General features: G+C 69.6%; 21 protein-coding genes. 11 read left to right on the forward strand and 10 right to left on the reverse strand.

The window, feature by feature from the left end:
- The first annotated feature begins 27 nt into the window (after positions 1–27).
- The 3 genes from P3H15_RS08135 to P3H15_RS08145 all read left to right on the forward strand — a co-directional run bounded on the left by P3H15_RS08135 (position 28) and on the right by P3H15_RS08145 (position 2,773).
- Entirely contained in the window at positions 28–504 is a 477-nt protein-coding gene (locus P3H15_RS08135) for a GtrA family protein (protein WP_276136739.1), read from the forward strand.
- Between the two features lie 124 nt (positions 505–628).
- Entirely contained in the window at positions 629–1,588 is a 960-nt protein-coding gene (locus P3H15_RS08140) for a PIN domain-containing protein (RefSeq protein WP_276136740.1), read from the forward strand.
- 147 nt (positions 1,589–1,735) lie between these two features.
- A complete protein-coding gene (locus P3H15_RS08145; RefSeq protein ID WP_276136741.1) occupies positions 1,736–2,773 on the forward strand; it encodes an alpha/beta hydrolase in 1,038 nt (345 codons plus the stop codon).
- Here the strand turns inward: P3H15_RS08145 and P3H15_RS08150 are convergent, their stop codons facing one another.
- The 4 genes from P3H15_RS08150 to rfbA form a co-directional block, all read right to left on the reverse strand.
- Entirely contained in the window at positions 2,774–3,850 is a 1,077-nt protein-coding gene (locus tag P3H15_RS08150; protein ID WP_276136742.1) for a S1C family serine protease, read from the reverse strand.
- A gap of 27 nt (positions 3,851–3,877) precedes the next feature.
- The gene (locus P3H15_RS08155) at positions 3,878–4,285 is read right to left on the reverse strand and encodes a TIGR03618 family F420-dependent PPOX class oxidoreductase (protein ID WP_276136743.1); all 408 of its coding nucleotides are present in this window, start codon (positions 4,283–4,285) and stop codon (positions 3,878–3,880) included.
- A 168-nt stretch (positions 4,286–4,453) separates the two neighbouring features.
- Positions 4,454–5,035, reverse strand: a complete 582-nt coding sequence (locus tag P3H15_RS08160; RefSeq protein WP_276136744.1) for a dTDP-4-dehydrorhamnose 3,5-epimerase family protein — start codon at positions 5,033–5,035, stop codon at positions 4,454–4,456.
- A 1-nt stretch (position 5,036) separates the two neighbouring features.
- Entirely contained in the window at positions 5,037–5,912 is an 876-nt protein-coding gene (gene rfbA, locus P3H15_RS08165) for a glucose-1-phosphate thymidylyltransferase RfbA (protein ID WP_276136745.1), read from the reverse strand.
- 63 nt (positions 5,913–5,975) lie between these two features.
- Between rfbA and rfbB the strand changes: the two genes are divergently transcribed.
- Positions 5,976–6,980, forward strand: coding sequence for a dTDP-glucose 4,6-dehydratase (gene rfbB, locus P3H15_RS08170; protein ID WP_276136746.1), 1,005 nt, complete (start codon positions 5,976–5,978; stop codon positions 6,978–6,980).
- Here rfbB and P3H15_RS08175 read toward each other — a convergent pair.
- The 3 genes from P3H15_RS08175 to P3H15_RS08185 form a co-directional block, all read right to left on the reverse strand.
- The gene (locus P3H15_RS08175) at positions 6,970–7,761 is read right to left on the reverse strand and encodes a class I SAM-dependent methyltransferase (RefSeq protein WP_276136747.1); all 792 of its coding nucleotides are present in this window, start codon (positions 7,759–7,761) and stop codon (positions 6,970–6,972) included. The two genes, rfbB and P3H15_RS08175, sit on opposite strands and share 11 nt — an antisense overlap.
- A gap of 10 nt (positions 7,762–7,771) precedes the next feature.
- Positions 7,772–8,755: a lysylphosphatidylglycerol synthase transmembrane domain-containing protein gene (locus P3H15_RS08180; RefSeq protein ID WP_346348759.1), complete on the reverse strand. Its 984-nt coding sequence runs from the start codon at positions 8,753–8,755 to the stop codon at positions 7,772–7,774.
- Between the two features lie 69 nt (positions 8,756–8,824).
- Positions 8,825–9,544 carry an acyl-ACP--UDP-N- acetylglucosamine O-acyltransferase gene (locus tag P3H15_RS08185; RefSeq protein ID WP_276136749.1) on the reverse strand — a complete coding sequence of 240 codons (720 nt, stop codon included), beginning with the start codon at positions 9,542–9,544 and terminating at the stop codon, positions 8,825–8,827.
- Between the two features lie 105 nt (positions 9,545–9,649).
- Here P3H15_RS08185 and P3H15_RS08190 point away from each other — a divergent pair, with 105 nt between their 5' ends.
- Positions 9,650–10,750 (forward strand): DegT/DnrJ/EryC1/StrS aminotransferase family protein, encoded by a 1,101-nt coding sequence (locus tag P3H15_RS08190; protein ID WP_276136750.1) that lies wholly within the window; start codon positions 9,650–9,652, stop codon positions 10,748–10,750.
- On the forward strand, positions 10,750–11,709 hold the full coding sequence (locus tag P3H15_RS08195) for a Gfo/Idh/MocA family protein (protein ID WP_276136751.1): 960 nt from the start codon (positions 10,750–10,752) through the stop codon (positions 11,707–11,709). The genes P3H15_RS08190 and P3H15_RS08195 overlap by 1 nt, the downstream gene beginning before the upstream one ends.
- On the opposite strand, the gene P3H15_RS08200 is transcribed toward P3H15_RS08195, so the two are convergent.
- Positions 11,699–12,655, reverse strand: coding sequence for an NAD(P)/FAD-dependent oxidoreductase (locus tag P3H15_RS08200; RefSeq protein ID WP_276136752.1), 957 nt, complete (start codon positions 12,653–12,655; stop codon positions 11,699–11,701). The two genes, P3H15_RS08195 and P3H15_RS08200, sit on opposite strands and share 11 nt — an antisense overlap.
- Before the next feature lie 86 nt (positions 12,656–12,741).
- Between P3H15_RS08200 and P3H15_RS08205 the strand changes: the two genes are divergently transcribed.
- Positions 12,742–13,347, forward strand: coding sequence for a helix-turn-helix domain-containing protein (locus P3H15_RS08205; RefSeq protein ID WP_276136753.1), 606 nt, complete (start codon positions 12,742–12,744; stop codon positions 13,345–13,347).
- 79 nt (positions 13,348–13,426) lie between these two features.
- Complete coding sequence (locus P3H15_RS08210; RefSeq protein WP_276136754.1) at positions 13,427–14,284, forward strand: SGNH/GDSL hydrolase family protein; 858 nt, start codon at positions 13,427–13,429, stop codon at positions 14,282–14,284.
- Here P3H15_RS08210 and P3H15_RS08215 read toward each other — a convergent pair.
- The gene (locus P3H15_RS08215) at positions 14,256–16,472 is read right to left on the reverse strand and encodes a hypothetical protein (RefSeq protein WP_346348763.1); all 2,217 of its coding nucleotides are present in this window, start codon (positions 16,470–16,472) and stop codon (positions 14,256–14,258) included. The two genes, P3H15_RS08210 and P3H15_RS08215, sit on opposite strands and share 29 nt — an antisense overlap.
- Before the next feature lie 49 nt (positions 16,473–16,521).
- Here P3H15_RS08215 and P3H15_RS08220 point away from each other — a divergent pair, with 49 nt between their 5' ends.
- The 3 genes from P3H15_RS08220 (at position 16,522) to P3H15_RS08230 (ending at position 20,816) form a co-directional block, all read left to right on the forward strand.
- Positions 16,522–17,325 carry a glycosyltransferase gene (locus P3H15_RS08220; protein ID WP_276136756.1) on the forward strand — a complete coding sequence of 268 codons (804 nt, stop codon included), beginning with the start codon at positions 16,522–16,524 and terminating at the stop codon, positions 17,323–17,325.
- 81 nt (positions 17,326–17,406) lie between these two features.
- The gene (locus tag P3H15_RS08225; protein ID WP_276136757.1) at positions 17,407–19,296 is read left to right on the forward strand and encodes a glycosyltransferase; all 1,890 of its coding nucleotides are present in this window, start codon (positions 17,407–17,409) and stop codon (positions 19,294–19,296) included.
- Positions 19,293–20,816 carry a mannosyltransferase gene (locus P3H15_RS08230; protein WP_346348760.1) on the forward strand — a complete coding sequence of 508 codons (1,524 nt, stop codon included), beginning with the start codon at positions 19,293–19,295 and terminating at the stop codon, positions 20,814–20,816. Before P3H15_RS08225 ends, P3H15_RS08230 begins: the two co-directional genes overlap by 4 nt.
- On the opposite strand, the gene P3H15_RS08235 is transcribed toward P3H15_RS08230, so the two are convergent.
- The gene (locus P3H15_RS08235; protein WP_276136759.1) at positions 20,788–21,663 is read right to left on the reverse strand and encodes a class I SAM-dependent methyltransferase; all 876 of its coding nucleotides are present in this window, start codon (positions 21,661–21,663) and stop codon (positions 20,788–20,790) included. The two genes, P3H15_RS08230 and P3H15_RS08235, sit on opposite strands and share 29 nt — an antisense overlap.

Here is a 21,663-nt window from a genome sequence, read left to right on the forward strand (position 1 = left end):
TACTCACGGGGCGCTAGCCTCGTCGTCGTGTCAGAAACCCCGCCGAGTCACGAGCACGAACCTCACGTTCCGCTCCCCGTCGAGATCCCCGTCACCGAGAACATCGCCGACGACGCACTGGACCTGAAGACGCAGATCGTCCGTTTCGTCCTGACCGGTGGACTGTCGGCGGTCGTCGACTTCGGCCTGTACTTCCTGCTGTTCGAGGTGGTCGGGCTGCCCGTCAACGTGGCGAAGTCGATCAGTTTCATCGCGGGCACCACCACCGCGTACCTGATCAATCGCCGGTGGACGTTCAAGGCCGAACCGAGCCGCGCCCGCTTCGTCGCCGTCGTGATCCTGTACGCCGTCACGTTTGCGGTGCAGGTGGGCCTCAACTGGGTGATGTACCACGCATTCCCCGACGAATGGTGGCGTCTGCCGCTCGCGTTCGTCATCGCGCAGGGCACGGCGACGGTCATCAACTTCGTCGTGCAGCGCGCGGTGATCTTCAAGATCCACTGAGACGGCCGCCCGGCAACCGGGCGGCAATGCCCCGGCGGGTGCTGCGATACCGACTGGTTGGGTGTTTCGGTAACGACTCAGCAACTTCCCTGGCGCTGCCGACGCGTTCGGTGAGAATCGATCAATGCTGATTGTTCTCGATACCTCGGCCGTCACGCGAGACGCGCGCTTCGAGACGTTCGTCCGCGACGCCCTCGACCGGGGCAGCCGAGTGCTCGTCCCCCGTCTCGTCCTCGTCGAGGTCGCCCACCGGTACCAGCGGGAGTCGGTCGCGATGATCGAGGCCCTCACCGTCCAGGCACGGATGTACGACCGGCTCGGGCTCCGCGACGACCTGTCGGCGTTCGTGGACGCCGCGCGGGCCAAGGCCGACGGCTACGTCGACTCGCTGGCCCGGCAGCTGGAGGCGATGGGCTGCGACGTGATCGAGCCGGCGTACACCTCGCACCTCGAGATCGCCGCCCGTGAACTGCAGCGCCGCCGCCCGTATGTGGACCGGAAGCGACGCGGCTACACGGCCACGGTGAACTGGCTGACGGTCCTGGACATCGCGGGCCGCCGCCCGTCCGAGGACGTGGTGTGGGTCAGCGCGAATTCCCGGGGGTTCGGGAGCGGCGAGCCCGGGGCGTGGCACGACGAGATCTGGGCCGAGCTGCAGGACCGCGGTCTCGACCACCGGCTGCGGTGGGTGACCGGGCTCGACGACGTGGATCTGCGGGACACCGGCCTGCCCCGCGGCGAACGGGTCTTCGAACCGATCGCCCCGCCCACCGCCGTCCCGGCACCGCCTGTCGTGGCCGCGGCACCGCACACTGTGGCCGTGGCACCGCACACTGTGGCCGCGGCACCACGGCCCGTGGTTGCGGCCCCGCCGCCCCGGGCGCCCCTCGTCGTGTCCGACCCCGTGGAACCGCGGGTGGCGCCGCCGCCGACACAGGCGGCCCGCCCCCGGGTGGCGCCGCAGCGGATCCTGCCCTCCGGCAACGCGGACACCGGCGGTCGCCGGGGCATCGGCCGGATGCGGGGTGGCCGCAAGCGCAAGGTCACCGTGGTGGAGGAGCTGGACGACCTCGATTTCGGCTGATCCGACCCGCCGGTAACGATTCGGGCACCGGGCATAACGACTTGGGGCCGATGCCACCATCAGCGACACACGAGCGTGGCGGGTACTCCAAGGTTGAACTTACGTATCCGTCAACGGCGACGGGTATCGGCGACCAGGGGAGAAGGCATGAAATCTGTGCCGAACGACCGCAAGCCGTCTGCGCAGCAGCGGAATGGGACACCGACCGTCCAATACCGTTCGGGGGCGCGGCTGGCGGGGCCGAGTATCGAATCCCAGGTTCTCTACCAGGCATGCAGATGGTTCCTCCGGCCCGTGGTGCGGATGGCGCCGATCAACGAGTCGGCGATCCGCAGGGCGGCGCTGCTGGACCTCGCGGCGGGGATGCGCCCCGCTTCCGGTATCCGCCGCCAGAAGGTGCGGCTGCCCGGGTTCGACGCGGAGATCGTGCGCGCCCCGGGAGTCTCACCGGAGCTGAGCGACGGCGTCGTCCTCTATCTCCACGGCGGCGGGTTCCTGTGCTGCGGGCTGAACACGCACCGGCCGGTGGTCTCGACGATCGCGAAGCTGACCGGACTGCCGGTGATGCACGTCGGCTACCGGCAACTGCCCGACACGAACATCAGCGGTTCCGTCGACGACTGTCTGACGGCGTACAAGTGGTTGCTGGAGAACGGAGCCCGCGCGGGCGGGACGGTGTTCGCCGGTGATTCGGCCGGTGGGTTCCTCGTGTTCGCGACGGCGTTGAAGGCCCGCGAGGAGGGTGTCGATCTCCCCGCCGGGCTGGTCGGGCTGTCGCCGCTGCTGGACCTGGACTGCGCCGACAAACTGGTGCACGCCAACGCCGCCCGCGACGTGTTCGCCCCCGTCGAGGCGCTCGTCACCATCGGCAAACTGGGCGGCGAGGTGGACGGTGTGCTCGACCCCGCGCTGTCGCCCGTGAACGGTGCGCTCGAGGGTCTGCCGCCGTCGTTGCTGTTCGCCGCGGAAGGTGAGGTGCTGCGGTCGGATTCGGAGCTGATGGCGCATCGGCTGAGCGTTGCGGGTGTGCCGACGACGCTGCAGATCTGGGACGGTCAGGTGCATGCGTTTCCGGCGTTGTGGCCCGGTCTGCCGGAAAGCCGTGTGGTGCTTCGTCGTATCGCGCGGTTCGTCGCGACGCGGGTGCGCCCGGACGACGGTGTCGCCCGGGACAAGACCGCCTGACTACCGCGGCGGGCCCTTCTCCAGCACGATCGTCGTCGACCGCGCACTCCCGGCCTCGTCGAGCCAGCGCACCTCGACCGCGTCGCCGGGGTGCCGCGCGATCATGAGCCCGCTGAGATCGTCCGAGGACCGGATCGGGATTCCGTCGAATTCGGTGACGACGTCCCCGATCTCGATCCCCGCGTCGTCGGCGGGGGTGCCGATGCTGACCCAGAGGACCTCGGCGCCACGAGGATCGTCGGTGACGCTGATGCCGAGCAGGGGAGTGTCGCCGATGTGCACGGTGGCGGACGCCGTCCCGGCGCGAACCTGATCGACGATCGTCATCGCGGTGTCGATGGGCACCGCATACGACCTCGGCTGGGCGGGAGCGGGTTTGGTGGGATCGGAGTCGGCGTTGCCCGCGGTGTTCACGCCGATGACGGCGGCGGTGGCGTCGACGAGCGGGCCACCGGAGTCGCCGGGCCGGACTGCCGCATCGATCTGGATCAACCCGTTCAGCCGGTTCCGGGAACCGTCGGTGGAACTGCGGGCGGTGATTGTCTGCCCGAGATCGGTCACGAAACCCCGTGCGGCCACCGGGACTCCGCCCCCTTCGGCGTTGCCCACCGCGGTCACCGGATCGCCGATGCCGACGGCGGTGTTCTTCGCGAGGGTCGCGGCGGAAAGGTCGCCCGCGCCCTGGAGCCGGAGGACCGCGATGTCGCGCGAGCTGTCGTAACCGAGCACGTCCGCGACGTACGCCGCACCGTTACCGAGGCTCACCGCGCTGATGTCGAGCGCACCGTCGATCACGTGATGATTGGTGAGGACGACGCCGTCGGGGGTGAGCACTATCCCCGTTCCCGCGGTTTCGACGAGCCCCGAGTCGGCGACGAGGGTGACGATCGCCGGGATCACCCTGGCCTCGACCTCCTCCGGGGTCAGGACGACGGGCGGCGGTGGCGGAGGCGGGGCGGGCTGGGCCACCGTCGCCGCCGGCGGCCCGGATTCGTGGACCGTCGGCGCGCTCAGCAGCAGGCTGCCGATCACCGCCGTGGCCACGGCGAGGACCGTTGCGGCGCGGGGCGTCGTCATGCCCGGGTGTCGTCGTCGCGGATTCGGTCAGGACTGTTTCAGCGACCCCCAGCCGTGCCAGGTGTCGATCTCGATCCAGGCGCTGACCCGTTTGCGGTCGCGGACGGGGTACGGCCGGCCGGTGTAATGCGTCGCGAGGCGGTCGATGTCGGCGAGGTCTTCGTCGTCGGCGAACTCCGTCACCCGGCCCTGGACGCTGACGTGGGTGATCCAGTCACCGGGGTCCATCGCGGTGAGGCTGACCCGGGGATCGCCCCGCAGGTAGTCGAGGCGCTTGCGCTCGGCGTCCATGTTGACCAGCACCCTGCCGCCCTCGAACAGATACCAGGTGGCCACGGACACGGGCTGCCCGTCGGGTCGGACGCAGGCGATGGTGGCGTAATTGGGCCGGGCGAACATCTCTGCGGCCTTCGGTGTCAGACGTGGCTTCGACATGTCCGAAAGATACTCCCTAGCGTCGGTCCCAGAACTGCGGTTCGCGCTTGTCCTTCCGCGCGGCGGTCGCGGTCGACGACGACGAAGGTCACGCCCTCGATACTAGAACACGTTCTCGTGAGTCACCCCCATGTGAGTGTTTTCGTGTACCCGGGCACACGAAAACACTCACATGGGGGGCAGTAGCCCGGCATCCAGCGCCTGCTTCAGCGACGGCGCCGCCGAATCCTTCTCGGACAGCTGGAACGTCAGCGGGTTGCCGTCCCGGCCCGTCGTGGGCCAGTCGATGTCCAGATCCGGGTCGAGCGGGTGCAGGTCGTGGTCGAGGGCCGGGGTGTACTCGATCGAGCACAGGTACATCACGGTGGACGCGTCCTCGAGGGACAGGATCGCGTGGCCGACGCCGGCCGGGAGGTAGACGGCGCGGCGGTCGACGTCGTCGATGAGCACCGAATCCCACTGCCCGAACATCGGCGACCCCACCCGGAGGTCGACGATGACGTCGAGGAACGCGCCCTTGACGCAGGTGACGTATTTCGCCTGCCCGGGCGGATCGTCGGTGTAGTGGATACCGCGCAGAACACCGGCGGCGGACACCGAGCAGTTGGCCTGAGCGAGTTCGAGAGGATGCCCGACGGCGGCCTCGAACTCCGAACCCTTGAACCATTCGAGGAACACGCCGCGGTCGTCGCCGAACTGCCGTGGAGTGATCTCCCAGGCGCCGGGGACCTTCAGTTCCCGATACTCCACGTCACCAGTCCTTGCCGCGTTCGAGAAGTTCGAGGAGGTAGTCGCCGTACCCCGATTTGCCGAGAGCCTCAGCACGCGAACACAGTTCGGCGTCGGTGATGAACCCGCGGCGCCACGCGACCTCTTCCGGAACGCCGATCTTCAGCCCCTGCCGGTGTTCGAGCGTGCGCACGAAGTTCGACGCCTCGAGCAGCGAATCGACGGTGCCGGTGTCGAGCCACGCGGTTCCGCGGGGAAGCACCTCGACCTGCAGCCGTCCGGCCTGCAGGTAGGCCTGGTTGACGTCGGTGATCTCGTATTCGCCGCGATCCGACGGCTTCAGGTCGCGCGCGATGGAGACGACGTCGTTGTCGTAGAAGTACAGCCCGGGGATCGAGTAGTTCGACTTCGGGGTGGCGGGCTTCTCTTCGATCGACATCGCCCGGCCGGTGTCGTCGAACTCGACCACACCGTACGCGCTGGGATCGGACACCCAGTAGGCGAACACGGCGCCGCCGTCGATGTTCTCGAAGCGGTTCAGCCGGGAACCGAGGCCGGGGCCGTAGAAGATGTTGTCGCCGAGTACGAGGGACACGGATTCGCCGCCGATGTGGTCGGCGCCGAGGACGAACGCCTGCGCCAGGCCGTTCGGCTCCTCCTGCACCTTGTACGTGAGGTTCACCCCGAACTGGGAGCCGTCGCCGAGGAGCCGGCGGAACTGCTCGGCGTCGTGCGGGGTGGTGATGACGAGGATGTCGCGGATGTTCGCCAGCATCAGGGTCGAGAGCGGGTAGTAGATCATCGGCTTGTCGTAGACCGGGACCAGTTGCTTGCTCACGCCGAGGGTGATCGGGTGCAACCGGGACCCGGTGCCGCCTGCCAGGATGATTCCGCGCATGTGCGCAGTGTTCCAGTGTTCGCGCCGGATAGAAACTCGGGCTCGCCACTAGGGTGGGTGCACATGAGGCTTCTCGTGACAGGCGGCGCCGGGTTCATCGGTGCGAATTTCGTGCACCAGACGGTCGCCGAGCGGCCGGACGTGCAGGTGACGGTGCTCGACGCGCTGACGTACGCCGGCGACCGGCGCTCGCTGGACGCCGTGGCCGACCGCGTCGAGTTCGTGCACGGCGATGTGGCGGATTTCGCGCTGGTGGATCGCCTGGTCGCGGAGTCGGACGCGGTGGTGCACTTCGCCGCGGAATCGCACAACGACAATTCGCTGGCCGATCCGACGCCGTTCGTGCAGACGAACGTGATCGGCACGTTCGCGCTGCTGCAGGCCGTCCGCGCCCACGACGTCCGCTATCACCACATCTCCACCGACGAGGTGTACGGCGACCTCGAACTGGACGACCCCGAGCGCTTCACCGAGTCGACCCCCTACAACCCGTCGAGCCCGTACTCGGCGACGAAGGCGTCGAGTGACCTGCTGGTGCGGGCGTGGGCGCGGTCGTTCGGGGTGCGGGCCACGCTGTCGAACTGTTCCAACAACTACGGCCCGTTCCAGCACGTCGAGAAGTTCATTCCGCGTCAGATCACCAATCTGATCGACGGGGTGCGCCCCCGCCTGTACGGCAGCGGGACGAACGTGCGCGACTGGATCCACGTCGACGACCACAATGCGGCCGTCTGGACCATCCTGGAGAAGGGCACTCTCGGCCAGACGTACCTGATCGGCGCGGACGGCGAGGTCGACAACCGGACCGTCGTCGGGACGCTGCTCGAGCTGTTCGGCCGCGACGCCGACGACCTCGACTTCGTCACCGACCGCCCGGGCCACGACCTGCGCTACGCGATCGACTCGACGCGCCTGCGCACCGAACTGGGCTGGACGCCGCAGTACGAAAATTTCCGCAGCGGGCTCGAGGCCACCGTGCGGTGGTACCGCGACAACGAGTCGTGGTGGCGGGCGCAGAAGGAATCCGCGGAGAAGGCGTACGCGGCTACGGAATCCGTCATCGGCTGACGGTTCCGCGGAACGCCCACGCCCGCGCCGTCAGTGCGATGCGGCCTGCCTCGTCGCGCCGCAGTCGGGCAGCGAGCAGGTCGCGCAGCGCGGTCCGACGCCCGGCGGGCAGAGAGATGCAGTATCCGGGCGCGGGGCCCTGACCGCCGAGGAACGGCCGCCAGAAGTCGTCGAAGTCGGCGAACACGGTGGGAACGTCGAGCGGGTGCACCGCCACCTCGGTGAACCCGGCGGTGGACAGCGCGTCGCGGAGCGGCTGTGGCCGGCAGAGCGGGAACCGGACTCCCTCGTCGAGGGTCGCGGCCGATCCGTCGAGTTCGCGCGCGGCGTCCCAGAAGACGCGGATCATCTGCATGCCGTCCGCGTAGTCCCACACGTATCCGGCGACGGTCCCGCCGGCCCGGGTGACGCGGCGCATCTCGGCGAGCCCCTCGACCGGACGGGGAACGAAGTTGAGGACCAGCCCGGACACCACGCGGTCGAACTCGCCGTCGGCGGCGGGGATCGCTTCGGCGGTTCCCTGCCGCACCTCGAAGCGGGGATCGTCCGCGCCGGCCCGGGCCGCCGCGGCGAACGGCTCCGACGGCTCGACTCCGACCACCCGGGCCGGGTCGGCTGTGCGGAGAACGGTGTGGGAGAGGGCGCCGGTCCCGCACCCCACGTCGCACCAGGCGGCGCCCGGGTCTGCGGCCAGCCACCGCAGGAACTGCGGCGCGACCAGCCTGCTCCAGCGGCCGATGTAGTTCTCGTACGCGGGATCGACCTCCCAGGCGTCCGTCATCGCGGTCTCCTCACGACGGTTGCGGCACCCGGGAATCCTCGTGCACGAGGGCGTTGCGCAGCGAACGCGAACCGGCGACCGCGGCGACGAAGCCGGCGAGCACCTCGCACAGCGTGAACACCAGGCGGGACGCGAGGGCCAGCCCGAGCGCCACCCCGCTGTCCATGAACGGGGACAGCGCCGCGACGACGACGGCCTCGCGTACCCCGATGCCGGACGGCGCGACGACCACCAGCACACCGGCGCACATGCCGAGGGCGATCGCGCCGATGCACTGCACCAGGGTGCCCACCGCGAATCCCGACGTGCTCGACGCGAGGAACCACAGATGCACGCCGTACAGCACCCAGCTGACGGCGCACCAGCCGAGGGCCCGCCCGATCTTGTGCATCGTCAACTGCCGGTGCAGCGGGGCGCGCCGCAGGATTCGCAGGGCCAGGTTCACCAGCCGCGTGAGGATCGGGGGATAGCAGCAGACGAGGGCGATGGGGACGAGGATGATCACGGCGACCGCCGCGACGGTGCTGATGTGGAACAGGGCGGGCAGCGCCAGCAGTCCGACGACCAGCGCGGACGTGATGCTCAGCCCCACGGTGACGAGGACGGCGACGAACCCGTTGGCACGCGACACCCCGGCCCGGCGGACGAGTTCGGTCTGGAGGACGAACGCCCACACGCTGCCCGGCAGATATTTGCCGAGTTGGCCGACCAGGTAGCAGCGGGCGGCGTCGAACGCGGGAATCGGGTGTTCGAGCGCGCCGAGCGCGTGCTGCCACGCGCGCACCGCCGCGCCCATGCCGAGGAAGACGAAGACCGCGGAGACGGCGAGCGCCCACCAGTCCAGCTGGGTGATCGTGTCCCGGACCTCGGCCCACTGCGATTTCACGGCGAACACGACGGCGACGACGATCGCGAGGGTGACGAGGATCCGCAGCGTGTTCATCAGGACGGCGCGGCCGGGGACGATCTCGGGATCGGTGTCCACGAGAACCACCCCCTCACCGGCAGTGCGCTGCAGCAGTACAGCGTTCGGTTCCGACGATAGCAATCGGCGGGCGCAGGATCAGGAAACGAGCGGTTTCACCGCCAACTCCCGCCACCAGGCGAACGCGTCGGCGAGCGACCGCGGGAGTTCCGCGTCCGCATCGAGCCGCCCCGAGGCGAACAACGTCTCCACCGCCTCGATGTCCCGGTCGGCGATCCCGGACCGGCTCATGCCCACCCGGTTGGCGCCCCGCAGGGCGGCGGGATTGCCGAACACCGTGGCGAACGGCGGAATGTCCTTGGCGACGACCGATCCCATTCCGACCATCGCGCGCGCACCGATCACCCGCCGCTGATGCACCACCGCGCTCATACCGAGATTGACGCCGTCGCCGAGGGTCACGTGACCGCCGAGGGTGCTCGACGGCGAGAGAACGCAGTCCTCGCCGATCCGGACGTCGTGCTCGACGGACGTGTGGTTCATGACGAATCCGCCCCGCCCGATGGTCGTCGGCCGCTCGGCGCCCTGCTGGACGGCGCTCATCTCCCGGATCACAGTGCCCGCGCCGATCACCACACCCCGGTGCGGGCTGACCTCCGTCCACGTGCGGGGATGCGTCTTCCCGATCCACTCCGGCGGCGCCCCGAGCGTCGCGTGGGTACCGATCCAGCAGTCGTCGCCGATGTCGAGGGGGCCGGTGAGGACGGCATACGGTCCGATGCTCACCCGGTCCCCGACGGTGACGCCGTCGCCTATCACGACGGTCGGGTGGATCTCGCAGTTTTCACCGATGGTCATGAAAGTTTCGGATTCCTTCCAGGAGCCGTGCAGACCGTGGGAACCTTCAAGTGGGTGCAATCTGTGAAGACGGTGTGAACTGCACGTCAATCTATCGGAGGAACCGTGATCGCGATCTCGAGTATTTCCTTCGGAGAGGATGTCGAGCGCGAGGTCCTCGACACCCTGCGATCCGGGATGGTCGCACAGGGACCGAAGGTCGCGAGGTTCGAGGAGGGGTTCGCCGAACTCGTCGGCACCCGGCACGCGGTGGCCGTCAACAGCGGCACCACCGCGCTGATCGCGGCCCTGCGGGTGCTGGACCTGCAGCCCGGGGACGAGGTACTCACCACCCCGTTCACGTTCGTGGCCACGCTCAACGCGATCCTCGACGCCGGCGCGACGGCACGGTTCGCCGACATCGGGGAGGCCGACTTCGCGATCGACCCCGACGCCGCGGAGCACTGCGTGAACGAACGCACCCGGGTGCTGATGCCGGTGCACCTGTACGGGCAGACCGCGGACATGGGCGCGCTGATGCCGCTGGCCGAGTCCCAGGGACTGGCCGTGGTCGAGGACGCGGCGCAGGCGCACGGCGCCACGTTCGACGGCAGGGGCGCGGGCAGTTTCGGGCTCGGCTGCTTCTCGTTCTACGCCACCAAGAATCTCACCACCGCCGAGGGCGGCATGGTCACGACGGACGACGATGCGGTGGCCGACCGGTTGCGGGTGCTGCGGAACCAGGGCATGCGCAGGCGCTACGAGTACGAGATGGCGGGCCAGAACTTCCGGATGACGGATCTGCAGGCCAGTGTGGGGTTGCCGCAACTGGGTTCGTATCTGCAGCAGGTGGAGTCGCGCCGGCGCAACGCGGAGGCGCTGCAGACAGGGTTGAAGGACGTCGAAGGTCTCGTGCTGCCTTCGGAACTCGCGGGCCGCGGGCACGTGTGGCACCAGTTCACCGTCGTCCTCGCGCCGGATGCGCCGATCGACCGCGACACCCTCGCGCAGCGTCTGGGCGATCGGGGAGTGGGCAGCGGCGTCTACTACCCGAGGACCGTCTACGACTACGACTGCTACCGCGACCATCCCCGGGTGATCGCCTCGCCGACACCGGTCGCGACGTCGGTGGCCCGCCGGTGCCTCAGCATCCCCGTTCACGCCGCGCTCTCCACCGACGACGTCGACCGGATCGTCGCGGCGGTGCGCGAGGCGATGGAGGCGTGATGACGTCCACGCGACCGCGGATCGCGCTCGTCGGATCCGGGAAGATGGGTTCGCTGCACGCCCGCGTCCTCGCGCAGTCGCCGCTGTGCGACCTGGCACTGCTGGTGGAGCCGCGGGAAGAGCACGGACGGGACGTCGCCGCCCGGTTCGGCGCCGAGTGGGCCGCGGATTTCGACGAACTGGCCGGCATCGACGCCGTCGTCGTCGCGGCGGCGACCCCCGCACACTACGAGGTGGCGGGCCGCATCCTGGACCTCGGGAAGCCGCTGCTCGTCGAAAAGCCGCTCGCCGCAACGTACGAGGAGAGCACCGATCTGGTGAAACGCGCCGCCGCGACAGGCGTCCCGCTGATGTGCGGTCTGCTCGAGCGATTCAACCCGGCGGTCCGGACGGCCCGCGAATTCGCCGGTGACGTGTGGCAGGTCAACGGAATCCGGCACTCGCCGTTCGTCTCCCGCATCCCCACCGGCGTCGCGACGGACCTGCTGATCCACGACGTGGACCTGGCGATCGGATTCGTCGGATCGCCGCCGGTCGGGGTGAAGGCCGAATTCGGTTACTTCCACGACAGTTCGCGGCGCAACGAGGCCGAGGACTGCGCGGAGGCGGTGCTGCGGTTCGAATCCGGTGCGGTGGCCACCATCTCGGCCAGCCGGGTGAGCCAGCGGAAGGTCCGGCAGTTGTCGCTGCTGGAGCCGGACCGTCTGATCGAGATCGACCTGCTGCGCCGCGACATCACCATCTACCGGCACATCGACGACGACCTGCCCGCCGACGGGTACAAGCAGCAGACCGTGATCGAGATCCCCACCATCCGCTACAGCGACGAACCCCTCGCCGCCCAGCTCGCGCATTATGTCGGGCTGGTCGGCGGCGAGGGGGACGCCGACGCGGAGCGCGAGTCGATCCTGCCCGTGCACCGCGTGGTCCACGAGGCGACCGTGTCGGCTACCGGCTGAGCGCTCCGGCGACCGCCAGGCGGGTGTCTTCCGCGATGAGGTCGGCGTTGAGGGTGGCGGCGGCGGTCAGTCCGGCTCCGGCGGCGACGATCACCTGCGCCTTCGGGTCCGCAACGTTGCCGGCCACCCACACCCCGGGAACCGCGGTGGCGCCGGTCGCGTCGGCGGCGACGGCGGTGCCGATCACGTGTCCGGCCATCTCCATCTCGGTGGTGCCCAGGCCGAGGGTGGTGAGGAAGTCGGCGCGGGCCCGGAACAGCGGCGGGATCACTACGGCGGCGAGGGGGAAGACCCGGCCCGTGCGCAGCCGGACACCGGTCAGCCGGTCGCCGCGCACCTCGAGTCCGGCCACCGCGCCGTCGATCACGGCGACGCCGCGGGCGGCGAGTTGCTCGTACTCCTCGCCGGTGGGTTCGGTCGCGTCGTTCAGGAACAACGTCACCCGATCGGTCCACTGGCTCCACATCAGCGCCTGGTGCACCGCCGGCGGACTGCCGGCCAGGACGCCCACCGGCTGGTCCCGCACCTCCCAGCCGTGGCAGTACGGGCAGTGCAGTACGTCGCGTCCCCATCGTTCGGCCACCCCGGGGATGTCGGGGAGGACGTCGACGAGGCCGGTGGTCACGAGCAGCCGTCGCGCCCCGACGGTCCGGCCGTCGGCGAGCGTCACCCGGAACTCCCCGTCCCCGATCTTCTCGGCGGAGGTGACGGTTCCGGTCACGATCTCCCCGCCGTATCCGGCGACCTCCTTGCGTCCGATGGCCAGGAGTTCGCCGGGAGGGGTGCCCTCTCTGCCCAGATAGTTGTGAATGTGTCCGGCCGGTGCGTTGCGGGGTTCGCCCGCGTCGATGACGAGCACGGATCGGCGGGCCCGCGACAGCGTCAGTGCCCCGCTGAGTCCGGCCGCGCCGCCGCCGATGACCACCACGTCGTAACTGTCTTCCATCGCGTTCTCCTTCGTTCGTCGACCTCGTGACGTCCACTGTCCGGCCAGATCGCGATCCTGGCAAGAATGTTTGCCAGTGTGGCAAAATGGGTGGTGTGAACGACGACCTGCCCGATCTGGACGGCGTCCTCGACGCCGTGGGGCCGCGGCTCAAAGCGCTGCGGCAGCAGCGCGGCGCGACCCTCGCCCAGCTCTCCGAGTCCACCGGGATCTCGGTGAGCACGCTGTCGCGGCTGGAGGCCGGCCAGCGCAAACCCACCCTCGAACTGATGCTGCTGCTGGCCCGCGCCCACCAGTTGCCCCTGGACGAACTGGTCGACGCACCCGCCACCGGCGACCCCCGCGTCCACCTGCGGCCCCTCGACCGCAACGGCACGACGATCATCCCGCTCACCCGCAGGCCCGGCGGGATCCAGGCGTTCAAGCACGTGATCCCGCCGGGCGACCCGACCGCGGTACCGAACCTGCAGGTCCACGAGGGCTACGAATGGCTGTACGTCCTGTCCGGCCGGCTGCGGCTGCTGCTCGGCGAACACGACGTGATCCTGACGCCGGGGGAGGTCGCGGAGTTCGACACCCATGTGCCGCACTGGTTCGGCAATCCCGGACCGCAGCCGGTGGAAATCCTCAGCCTGTTCGGTCCCCAGGGCGAGCGGGCGCACGTCCGGACCGTCCCGCGGGGAACGGCGTAGGGCACCGGCCGTCGGTAGAATTCGTGCGGACCGGTGACGAGCGCTACCTCCGAGGCGCAGGACGTGATGGGGAGGCCCCGTGCGACGCTGGATTCTCGGTGTTCCCGTAGCGGTTCTGATTCCGCTCCTCGCCGGCTGCTCCACGTCGACGGCACCGCCGGTGGCGCAGCCGCAGCCGCAGCCGGAGTCGCCGCCCGCGGTCGCGACCCTGGTGGGCCTGGGCGATTCGATCCCGGCCGGTGACGGATGCCCCGGATGCACGCCGTTCGTGGAACTGTTCGGCGATCAGCTGTCCGGCGACGCGGCCCTGCCCGTCCAGGTGGCGAACCTCGGTGTCGGGGGCTGGACCAGCACCGACCTGCTCGATTCCCTCGAGCCCGGTGCATACGACGCCGACGCCGTGAGTGCCGCCGATCTCGTCACCGTCACGATCGGCGCCAACGACTTCTACACCGAACTCGACGACTACCTGGACGGCGACTGCGGCGGCGACGACGGGCTCGGCTGCTTCGCGCCGGTGCTGCCGCAACTGCAGACCACGTTGACGTCCGTGCTCGACCGCATCACCGAACTGCGGGCCGGTCAGCCGACCGCGGTGCTGGTCACCGGGTACTGGGACGTCTTCCCGGACGGCGACGTGGCCCGCGAGTTGTACGGCCCGCAGTTCCTGCGGGACAGTGCCGCGCTGACGTTGCGCGCCAACGACGTCATCTCGGAGGTCGCGGGCTCGGAGGGCGCCACGTACGTCGACCTGTTCAGCACGTTCAAGGGAACGTGGGGCGACGGCGACCCCACCGGACTGCTGGCCGAAGACGGCGACCACCCGAACCAGATCGGCCACCAGTTGATCGCCGACGCGTTGTCGTCCGCGGCGGTCGCGGGGTCCGGCTCCACCGAGGTGTCGGCGCTCACGTCGTCCGGGTGGTCGCCGCGCTGACTTTCCGGCGGCGGACCACCGGGTCGACGACGGACAGGATCAGCACCACGACCGTCGCGGCCCCGAACGCCGCGACGGACAGGTTCTGCCGCGGCGGCCGGAACGTCACCACCAGTGCGTGGTCACCCGGCGGCACCGACACCTCGAGCAGACCGTGCCAGCCCGCGGTCGCGTCCACCGGCTCACCGTCCACGGTGGCCGAGTAGCCGGGCCACGCGAGGCGGGCGAACGAGACGGTGCCGCCGCTGCCCGTCACCCGCACGGTCTCCGTCGCCGCTTCGGTGTCGGATGTCAGCACCCGGACGCCGTCGGACGCGAACGAGACCCGCCCGGGCAGGGGCAGGGGCCGGTCGCGCTGCAGTACCGTCCGGGAGTCGCTGCGTTCGGTGACGTGCCAGCCGGGCGGGGGCGGTGCCGTCTCCACCTCGGGCACGAGGCGGTGCTCCACCACGAGAGTCGACACCCGCAGGTAGTCGATCAGCGGAATCGGAATGTCCGCGTTCACCGGCTGCCAGAGCGCCCCGTACACGCCGGGGCAGACGGCGCCCCGGTAGTCCATGCACAGGGCCTCCTGGAATTCGGTGAACCCGATGCCGGTGTACGCGTTGATGCTGCCCTTCGCGGACGACGCCATGATCTCGTTGCCGAACAGGATCCGGCCTGCGGTGACGTCCTCGGGGGAGGTGTCGCCGAGGTCGGCGAGTTGCAGGACGGTGCCCTGGTAGCGGTCGGTCTGCGCGGACAGCAGCGACGTGCTGGACGGGTCGACGCGGCTGCCGCGGTCGACGTCGTGGGTGAGGGACCAGACCTGCGCGGCGGTCACCGCCACCGTTCCCAGCACGAGAGCGGCGACGAGACCGCTCGGGCCCAGGGTGCGCCAGGCGACGTACGCGATCGCGCACAGCGCCGCGACGAGCAGCGTGAACAGCGCGTGCCTGCCGGTCAGGGCCGGGGAGGACGCGAACGCCAGATAGAAGCCCAATGCGATCAGCACCGCCGACACCGTCGCCCGCCGGCGCACCCGGTCGCGGGCAAGGCCCAGCGACAGCGCGAGCGACAGGCCGATCACCACGCACAGGTACAGGTATTCGACCAGCCGGATCGGCCAGCGGAACATCCCGACGTTCGACGGTCCGAACGTGAAGAGGAAGTAGACGACCGTGATGATCGCGAGGCTGACGAGCGGCTGCCCGTGCGCGCGGCGGAACCCCGGCGACGCGAACAGCGCGCGGATCCGGCCCCACGGCAGCCACGGCAGCAGCGGCAGCACGAACCACGCGAGGTACAGCGACGGGATCACCTCGACGGGACCCCCGAACGTCATGATCACGGGGAGATACGACGGGCTGCTCATTCCCGCGGGGCCGCCGATCTGCGGCTGCAGGAACGTGTCGTTGACGATGCCGGTGCTGCCTGCGCGGGTGGTGACGTCGACGCTGAGGAACAGCGGCAGGTACGTCACCAGCGCGGCGGTGCCGGCGCACGCGCCGGTGATCACGAGCACGAGCAACCGGAAGAACTCCCGCTGGATCAGGAGGCCGATCCCGAGGCCGAGGAGGATCACCACGGCGCCGAGCGCGGCGTACGGGTTGCCCATGCTCACCGTCAGCGCGCCGATCAGGAACGTGATCAGCGGGTTCGTGCGGCCGCGGGAGAGTCGGAGCGCCGACCACCAGAACAGCGTCACCCACGCGACGGCCATCATCCCGGACGGCCAGCCCGCCGCCTCGTAGAACAGGGTGAAACCGCTGAACGGAATCGTCAGCCCGGCGAGGACCGCGGGACCGCGCCGGGCGCCGTATTCGCGGCACAGCAGATACGTGCCGAGGGCGAACAGCGCGAGGAACTCGGCCATGATCACGAACGACGCGACCGACAGGTTCTCGAACTTCGCGGCCAGCATGTAGTTGGCGAGGTTGACGGGGTTGTAGAGGCCGTAGGCGGCCTCGCCCGCGTAGTTGCCGCCGATCCAGGCGTCGGGATTGACGGCGAGCCACCGCCCGGCGAGCAGTTCCCCGCCGATCCGGTGCCAGGACGGCACGAACGATTCCAGCATGTCGCCGCCGTAGTAGAAGCGGTCGTACACGATCCGGGGAACCGTCGCGACGGCCGCGGCGGCCACCGCGACCGCGAGTGCCACCGCCCATTCGGGGAGGCCGCGTATCGATCGGGTGAACGTCGAGGACACGGACGCGGAGGGTGCCACGGACTCCGAGCCTACGAGTTAGGCTGCGCCCGTGCGCCTTTTCGGTTGTTCCCACGACCAGAAGGGCGCACGTGCGCCGAAGGCGCTCTCCGTGGTCGTGCCCGCCTACAATTCCGCCGCCGTCATCGAGCAGACCGTCCGCCGGGTGGCCGAACGGCTGGCCGGCCACGACGTCGAGATCATCGTCGTCGAGAACGGCTCCACCGACGGCACCGTGGACATCTGCACCCGCCTCGCCGCGGACTGGGCGCCCGGGCCCGTGACGCTCACCGTCCTGCGGAGCGAGAAGGGCATGGGCAACGCATTGCGGACGGGCGCGGAGGCGAGTCGCGGCGCGCACGTGCTGCTGACCGCCGACGACCTGCCGTTCGGGTTCGACGACCTCGACGGCGCCGAGAAGTTCGCCGAGGGCCACGACGGCCGCCTGCCCGAAGTCGTGATCGGGTCCAAGGCCCACCCCGACTCGCAGGTGCGGCGCGGCGCCATCCGGGGAACCCTGACGTGGGGTTTCGCGGCGCTGCGCCGGGTGGTCCTCGGGATGCGCACCGGCGACCCCCAGGGCACCGTCCTGATGGACGGTGACCTGATCCGCCGCCTCGTTCCCGACCTCGTCGAGCCCGGGTTCCTGTTCACCACCGAACTCGTCTACCTCGCGGAGCGCGCAGGCCTCGTCCCGGTCGAGGTGCCGGTGCGTCTGAGCGCCGACCACGACAGCCACGAAACCCGCATATCCAGGGTCGATGTGCTCGCGATGGGGGTGGGACTGTTCCGGCTGCGGGCCCGTCACCGGGACGGAGGTCGCCTCGCATGGTCGGGGAGCGCGCCGCGAGGTTGATACCCTGCGAACCGAGAAGAGGATCGTGCCGTCGCGTTGGTGCGGTCCAGCCCACCTCTCGCGGGGAACAGTAGGAGCACTATGAACGAGTCTGCGTCGGTAGCACCTGTGGACGGGAGCACGGCCGCGGTCCGGAGTGCTCTCACCGAGCATCGCGCACCCGACCGCCTGGTGGTGGCGCGAGGTCTGTTCACGGGACCGACCACCCGGGTGAAGGACGACCTGTACGCCAGGATCGTCAAGGGACGTGCCCACCGCGAGCGGCACGTCGTGCACCTCGAGAAGGGCGCGACGGTCGACACCGACACCTACTTCGGCCGGTTCGCGGCCAGCTATTACCAGCGCTGGACGACGGTCACCGACGTGACCGTCGGTTTCCGCCACGAGGCCGACGGCCGCGCCGTGGTGGCACTGCGCGGCTCCGATTCGGGCGGCAACTCCCGCATCCTGTCGACGACGGAGATCGACGGCACGGGCACGGCGACGCTGTCCGCGAAGCTCGACGCCTACCTCGACGGCGGCTCCCTGTGGGTGGAGTTCACCGCCGTCGACGGCGCCCTCGCCGTGAGTGACCTGGAGTGGACCGTCGCCGCGCCGTCGGTGATCCGTCCCGCCGCGATCGCGATCTGCACGTTCAACCGCGCCGACGACTGCGCCGAGACCGTCGCCGCCATCGCGAACGACCCGACGATGGCGTCCGGCATCGACGCGGTGTACGTCGTCGACCAGGGCAGCGACCACGTGTCGGACCGGGAGAAGTTCACCGAGGTCGCCGAGATCCTGGGCGACAAACTCGTGTACCTGCGACAGCCGAACCTGGGCGGGGCCGGCGGCTTCACCCGCGGCATGTACGAGGTGTCGGGTATCAACGAGCACGCCAACCTGATCCTGATGGACGACGACATCCTGTGCGAGCCGGAGTCGATCCTGCGGATGAACGCGTTCGCGAACGTCACCTCGGAGCCGACGCTCGTCGGCGCGCAGATGCTGTACCTGATGAACCCGGAGCACCTGCACGTCAGCGCGGAGGAAGCGGACCTGTCGAAGCTGAAGGCGGGCCGCTGGGCGGCCGGGTCGCGGCACGACATCAACCTGCTGAAGAAGAAGCAGCACAAGCGCGTCGACGCCGGCTACAACGCGTGGTGGTCGTGCCTGATCCCCGCCGAGGTGGTCGCGCAGATCGGGCTCCCGCTGCCGATGTTCTTCCAGTGGGACGACATCGAGTACGGCATCCGCGCCCGCGCGGCCGGATTCGTCACGGTCACGCTGCCCAACGCCGGTGTGTGGCACGCGGACTTCCACTGGAAGGACCGCGACGACTGGGCCAAGTACTTCAGCATCCGCAACTCGCTGATCGCCGCCGCGCTGCACAGTGACTTCGACGCGAAGTCGCTGAGCAAGATGATGACGCGGGAGATCACCCAGTACCTCGTGTCGATGCAGTACGGGTTGGCGTACACCATGATCCGCGGTATCGAGGACTTCCTCGAGGGGCCGAAGGTGCTCGAGGACGGCGGTCAGGCCGTGCTGGCGGCGATCCGGGAGGAACGCAAGCGGTTCCCCGAAACCGTCAAGCATCCCGCGACGAACATCCCCGGTGTCCGCAACTCCGACCTCGTCACCCGGTATGCGGGTTTCGAGCCGGACAAGAGCAAGATCGACCTCGTCCTCGCCAAGCGCGCGGCGTACCAGTGGCTCGGCCGCACCCAGCACGGTGTCGCGAGTATTCCTGTGGCCGAGGCGCACTGGTGGCACGTGTCGCTGTTCGACACCGCCGTCATCACCGACGCCTCCCAGTCCGGGGTGCGGGTGCGCCGCCGCGACAAGGAGACCGCGCGCGAACTCACGGCCCGGACCGCGAAGCTGATGAAGCGGTTCCGCGAGGATGCGGCGTCGACGCAGCGTCAGTACCGGGATGCGTTGCCGCAGCTGACCAGCCGGGAGAACTGGGCTCGCCTGTACGGTCAGTGACGGTGCCCGGACCGTCGCCGGCCCGCGATGTGCGTGGGCTGTCCCGGGATTCGCTGCTCGTCTTCGCTGTCGGTGTGCTGCTCGGTGCGGCGTGGAGTTGGCGTCCGTCGTTCTGGTACGACGAGGTCGCGACGCTGTATTCGAGTCAGCGGTCCCGGCCGGACCTGTCGAATCTGCTCGGCCACATCGATGCCGTGCACGGTCTGTATTACGTCGCGATGCGCTATTGGTTCGCGGTGTTCGGGGCGTCGGAGTTCTCGGCGCGGTTCCCGAGCGCCCTGGCCGTGGGCGCCGCGGGCGCGGGTGTGGTGGTGCTCGGTGCGCTGATCTCGACCCGGCGGGTGGCGGTGCTGTCCGGGCTCCTGTTCGTGATTCTGCCCAGCGTCACGTGGGCGGCCGCGGAGGCCCGCGGGTACGCGGCCACGGCGGCGGCCGCGGTCTGGCTGACCGTGATTCTCCTTGCGGCACTGAGGCTCCGGCGGTGGTGGCTGTGGGCGCTGTACGCCGTGGGCCTGGCGGTGTCGATCGTGCTGTTCGTCTACCTCCTCACGCTGGTGCCCGCGCACCTGCTGACGCTCCTGCTGCTGCGCGCGGCCCGGCGGTCCTGGCTCGGATGGGGGTCGGCGACGGCGGTGGGGATGGTGGTCGCGGCGCCGTTCGTGGCGCTGGTGCGCCGGGAAGCCGTCCAGGTGGCGTGGATCCCGCCGCTCGACCGCAACCTGCCGCGGGCCGTGGCCGAGTACCAGTGGTTCGTCGGCGCACCGTGGTTCGCGGTGCTGTTCGCCGTGCTCGTGGTGGCCGGGGCGGTGGCCCTGGTGCGCGGTCACCGGCTGCCGCCGGCGCTGTCCGTCGCGCTGCCGTGGATCGCGGTGCCGATGGCGCTGCTGCTCGCCTACTCGCTGCTGCGCAGTCCGGTGTACCTTCCGCGGTACTTCACGTTCACGACGCCGGCGGTGGCCCTGATCGGCGGACTGTGCCTGGCCGCGCTGACCCGGAAGTGGTGGCAGTCCGCCGCGGTGCTGGCCGTGTTCGCGGTGGCCGCGTCGCCGGGCTACGTTGCCCAGCGCGAACAGTGGGCGAAACCCAGCGGCATGGACTTCAGCACCGTCAACGTCTTCGCCGGACAGCACCTCCGGCCCGGTGACTGCGTGCTGTTCGACAAACCGGCGTGGAACCCCACGTCGCTGCGGCTCGTCAAGGACGTGCGGCCGGAGGCGTTCGACGGGACCCGCGACATCGGGCTCGGGACCACCGCCGCGAGCCGGGGGTCGCTGTGGGACGACGAACTCGCCGTCCCGGATCTCGCCGGCGCGCTCGACTCGTGCTCCGTGGTCTGGTTCTTCACCGACTACGAACGCGACAGCGAGCGCATCATCCGGCACACGTCCAACGAGGTGTGGACGCTGCCGCCGTACCACTTCGAGGACACCGAGGCGTTCGCCGCGCTCACCAGGTCCGGACTGCGGATCGGCGACCGCGCGACGTTCAACGTCACCCAGGCGGTGAAGCTGGTGCGGTGATCCGCACGACCACCTGCTCGTGGTTGGCGGTGTAGCTGAGGTACTCGAATCCGACGTCGGTGCGGTCCACGAACTCCGTCCACGCCCGGTACTCGTGCTCCTGCCAGCCGGGGAAGTTGAAGAACTCGTCGAACACGATCACCGTGCCCGCGACGAGCCGTTGTTCGAGCCGGTCGAGCACCGACTTCGTCGACGAGTACAGGTCGGCGTCGAGGTGCACGAACGACACCGGTCCGGGATGCTTCTCGAGGAAGCCCGACAGCGTGTCTTCGAACAGTCCGGGTACCAGCTCCGCGCCGCGCACCTTGGGCAGTTTCTCCTGCGCGAACTCCCCGGCCGGGAACCCGGTGCGCCACGTCTGCGGCAGACCGGAGAACACGTCGAACCCGAACACCTCGTGCTCGGCGTCCTTCAACTGTTCGACGATGATCCGGAGCGTCGTGCCCGACGCCACCCCGAACTCGAGCGCCAGCCCCTCGACCTCCACCTGCGACAGGCCGTAGCGCAACGTGTCCTGCGGATTCCAGAACACGGGCGCCTTCGGCATGTGCTCGAGCACGAACTCCGCGGCCTCCTTCGTGGCCCGCACGTCCAGCGCCTGGGTGATGTCGCGGCGGGCCTGCTGCTCGAGTTCGCCGAGCCGCTGCTGGACGTCGGAGATCTCCATGCGGGCGTCGGACAGTTCGGACAGCACCCGCGCGAGTTCCTGGTTGGTCGCGCTCAGCTCGGCCAGGGTCTGGTCGTGCTGGTTCTCGATGAGTTCGCGGGAGCGCCGGTCGGACTCGGCGACCACCTCGGACATGGCACGTTGAAACTTGAGACGGGCCTTTCTCCGAAGATCGAACAT

The sequence above is a fragment of the Rhodococcus sp. T2V genome (assembly GCF_029269925.1).
Classification (GTDB): domain Bacteria; phylum Actinomycetota; class Actinomycetes; order Mycobacteriales; family Mycobacteriaceae; genus Rhodococcus_F; species Rhodococcus_F koreensis.

What these genes read in the sequence shown, in the direction of transcription:
- P3H15_RS08140 (WP_276136740.1), top strand. Translation starts at nt 629, where the DNA reads ATGCTGATTGTTCTCGATACCTCGGCCGTCACGCGAGACGCGCGCTTC.
- P3H15_RS08150 (WP_276136742.1), bottom strand. Translation starts at nt 3,850, where the DNA reads ATGACGACGCCCCGCGCCGCAACGGTCCTCGCCGTGGCCACGGCGGTG.
- P3H15_RS08145 (WP_276136741.1), top strand. Translation starts at nt 1,736, where the DNA reads ATGAAATCTGTGCCGAACGACCGCAAGCCGTCTGCGCAGCAGCGGAAT.
- P3H15_RS08185 (WP_276136749.1), bottom strand. Translation starts at nt 9,544, where the DNA reads ATGACCATCGGTGAAAACTGCGAGATCCACCCGACCGTCGTGATAGGC.
- P3H15_RS08175 (WP_276136747.1), bottom strand. Translation starts at nt 7,761, where the DNA reads ATGACGGACGCCTGGGAGGTCGATCCCGCGTACGAGAACTACATCGGC.
- rfbB (WP_276136746.1), top strand. Translation starts at nt 5,976, where the DNA reads ATGAGGCTTCTCGTGACAGGCGGCGCCGGGTTCATCGGTGCGAATTTC.
- P3H15_RS08225 (WP_276136757.1), top strand. Translation starts at nt 17,407, where the DNA reads ATGAACGAGTCTGCGTCGGTAGCACCTGTGGACGGGAGCACGGCCGCG.
- P3H15_RS08205 (WP_276136753.1), top strand. Translation starts at nt 12,742, where the DNA reads ATGGGTGGTGTGAACGACGACCTGCCCGATCTGGACGGCGTCCTCGAC.
- rfbA (WP_276136745.1), bottom strand. Translation starts at nt 5,912, where the DNA reads ATGCGCGGAATCATCCTGGCAGGCGGCACCGGGTCCCGGTTGCACCCG.
- P3H15_RS08155 (WP_276136743.1), bottom strand. Translation starts at nt 4,285, where the DNA reads ATGTCGAAGCCACGTCTGACACCGAAGGCCGCAGAGATGTTCGCCCGG.
- P3H15_RS08235 (WP_276136759.1), bottom strand. Translation starts at nt 21,663, where the DNA reads ATGTTCGATCTTCGGAGAAAGGCCCGTCTCAAGTTTCAACGTGCCATG.
- P3H15_RS08195 (WP_276136751.1), top strand. Translation starts at nt 10,750, where the DNA reads ATGACGTCCACGCGACCGCGGATCGCGCTCGTCGGATCCGGGAAGATG.
- P3H15_RS08200 (WP_276136752.1), bottom strand. Translation starts at nt 12,655, where the DNA reads ATGGAAGACAGTTACGACGTGGTGGTCATCGGCGGCGGCGCGGCCGGA.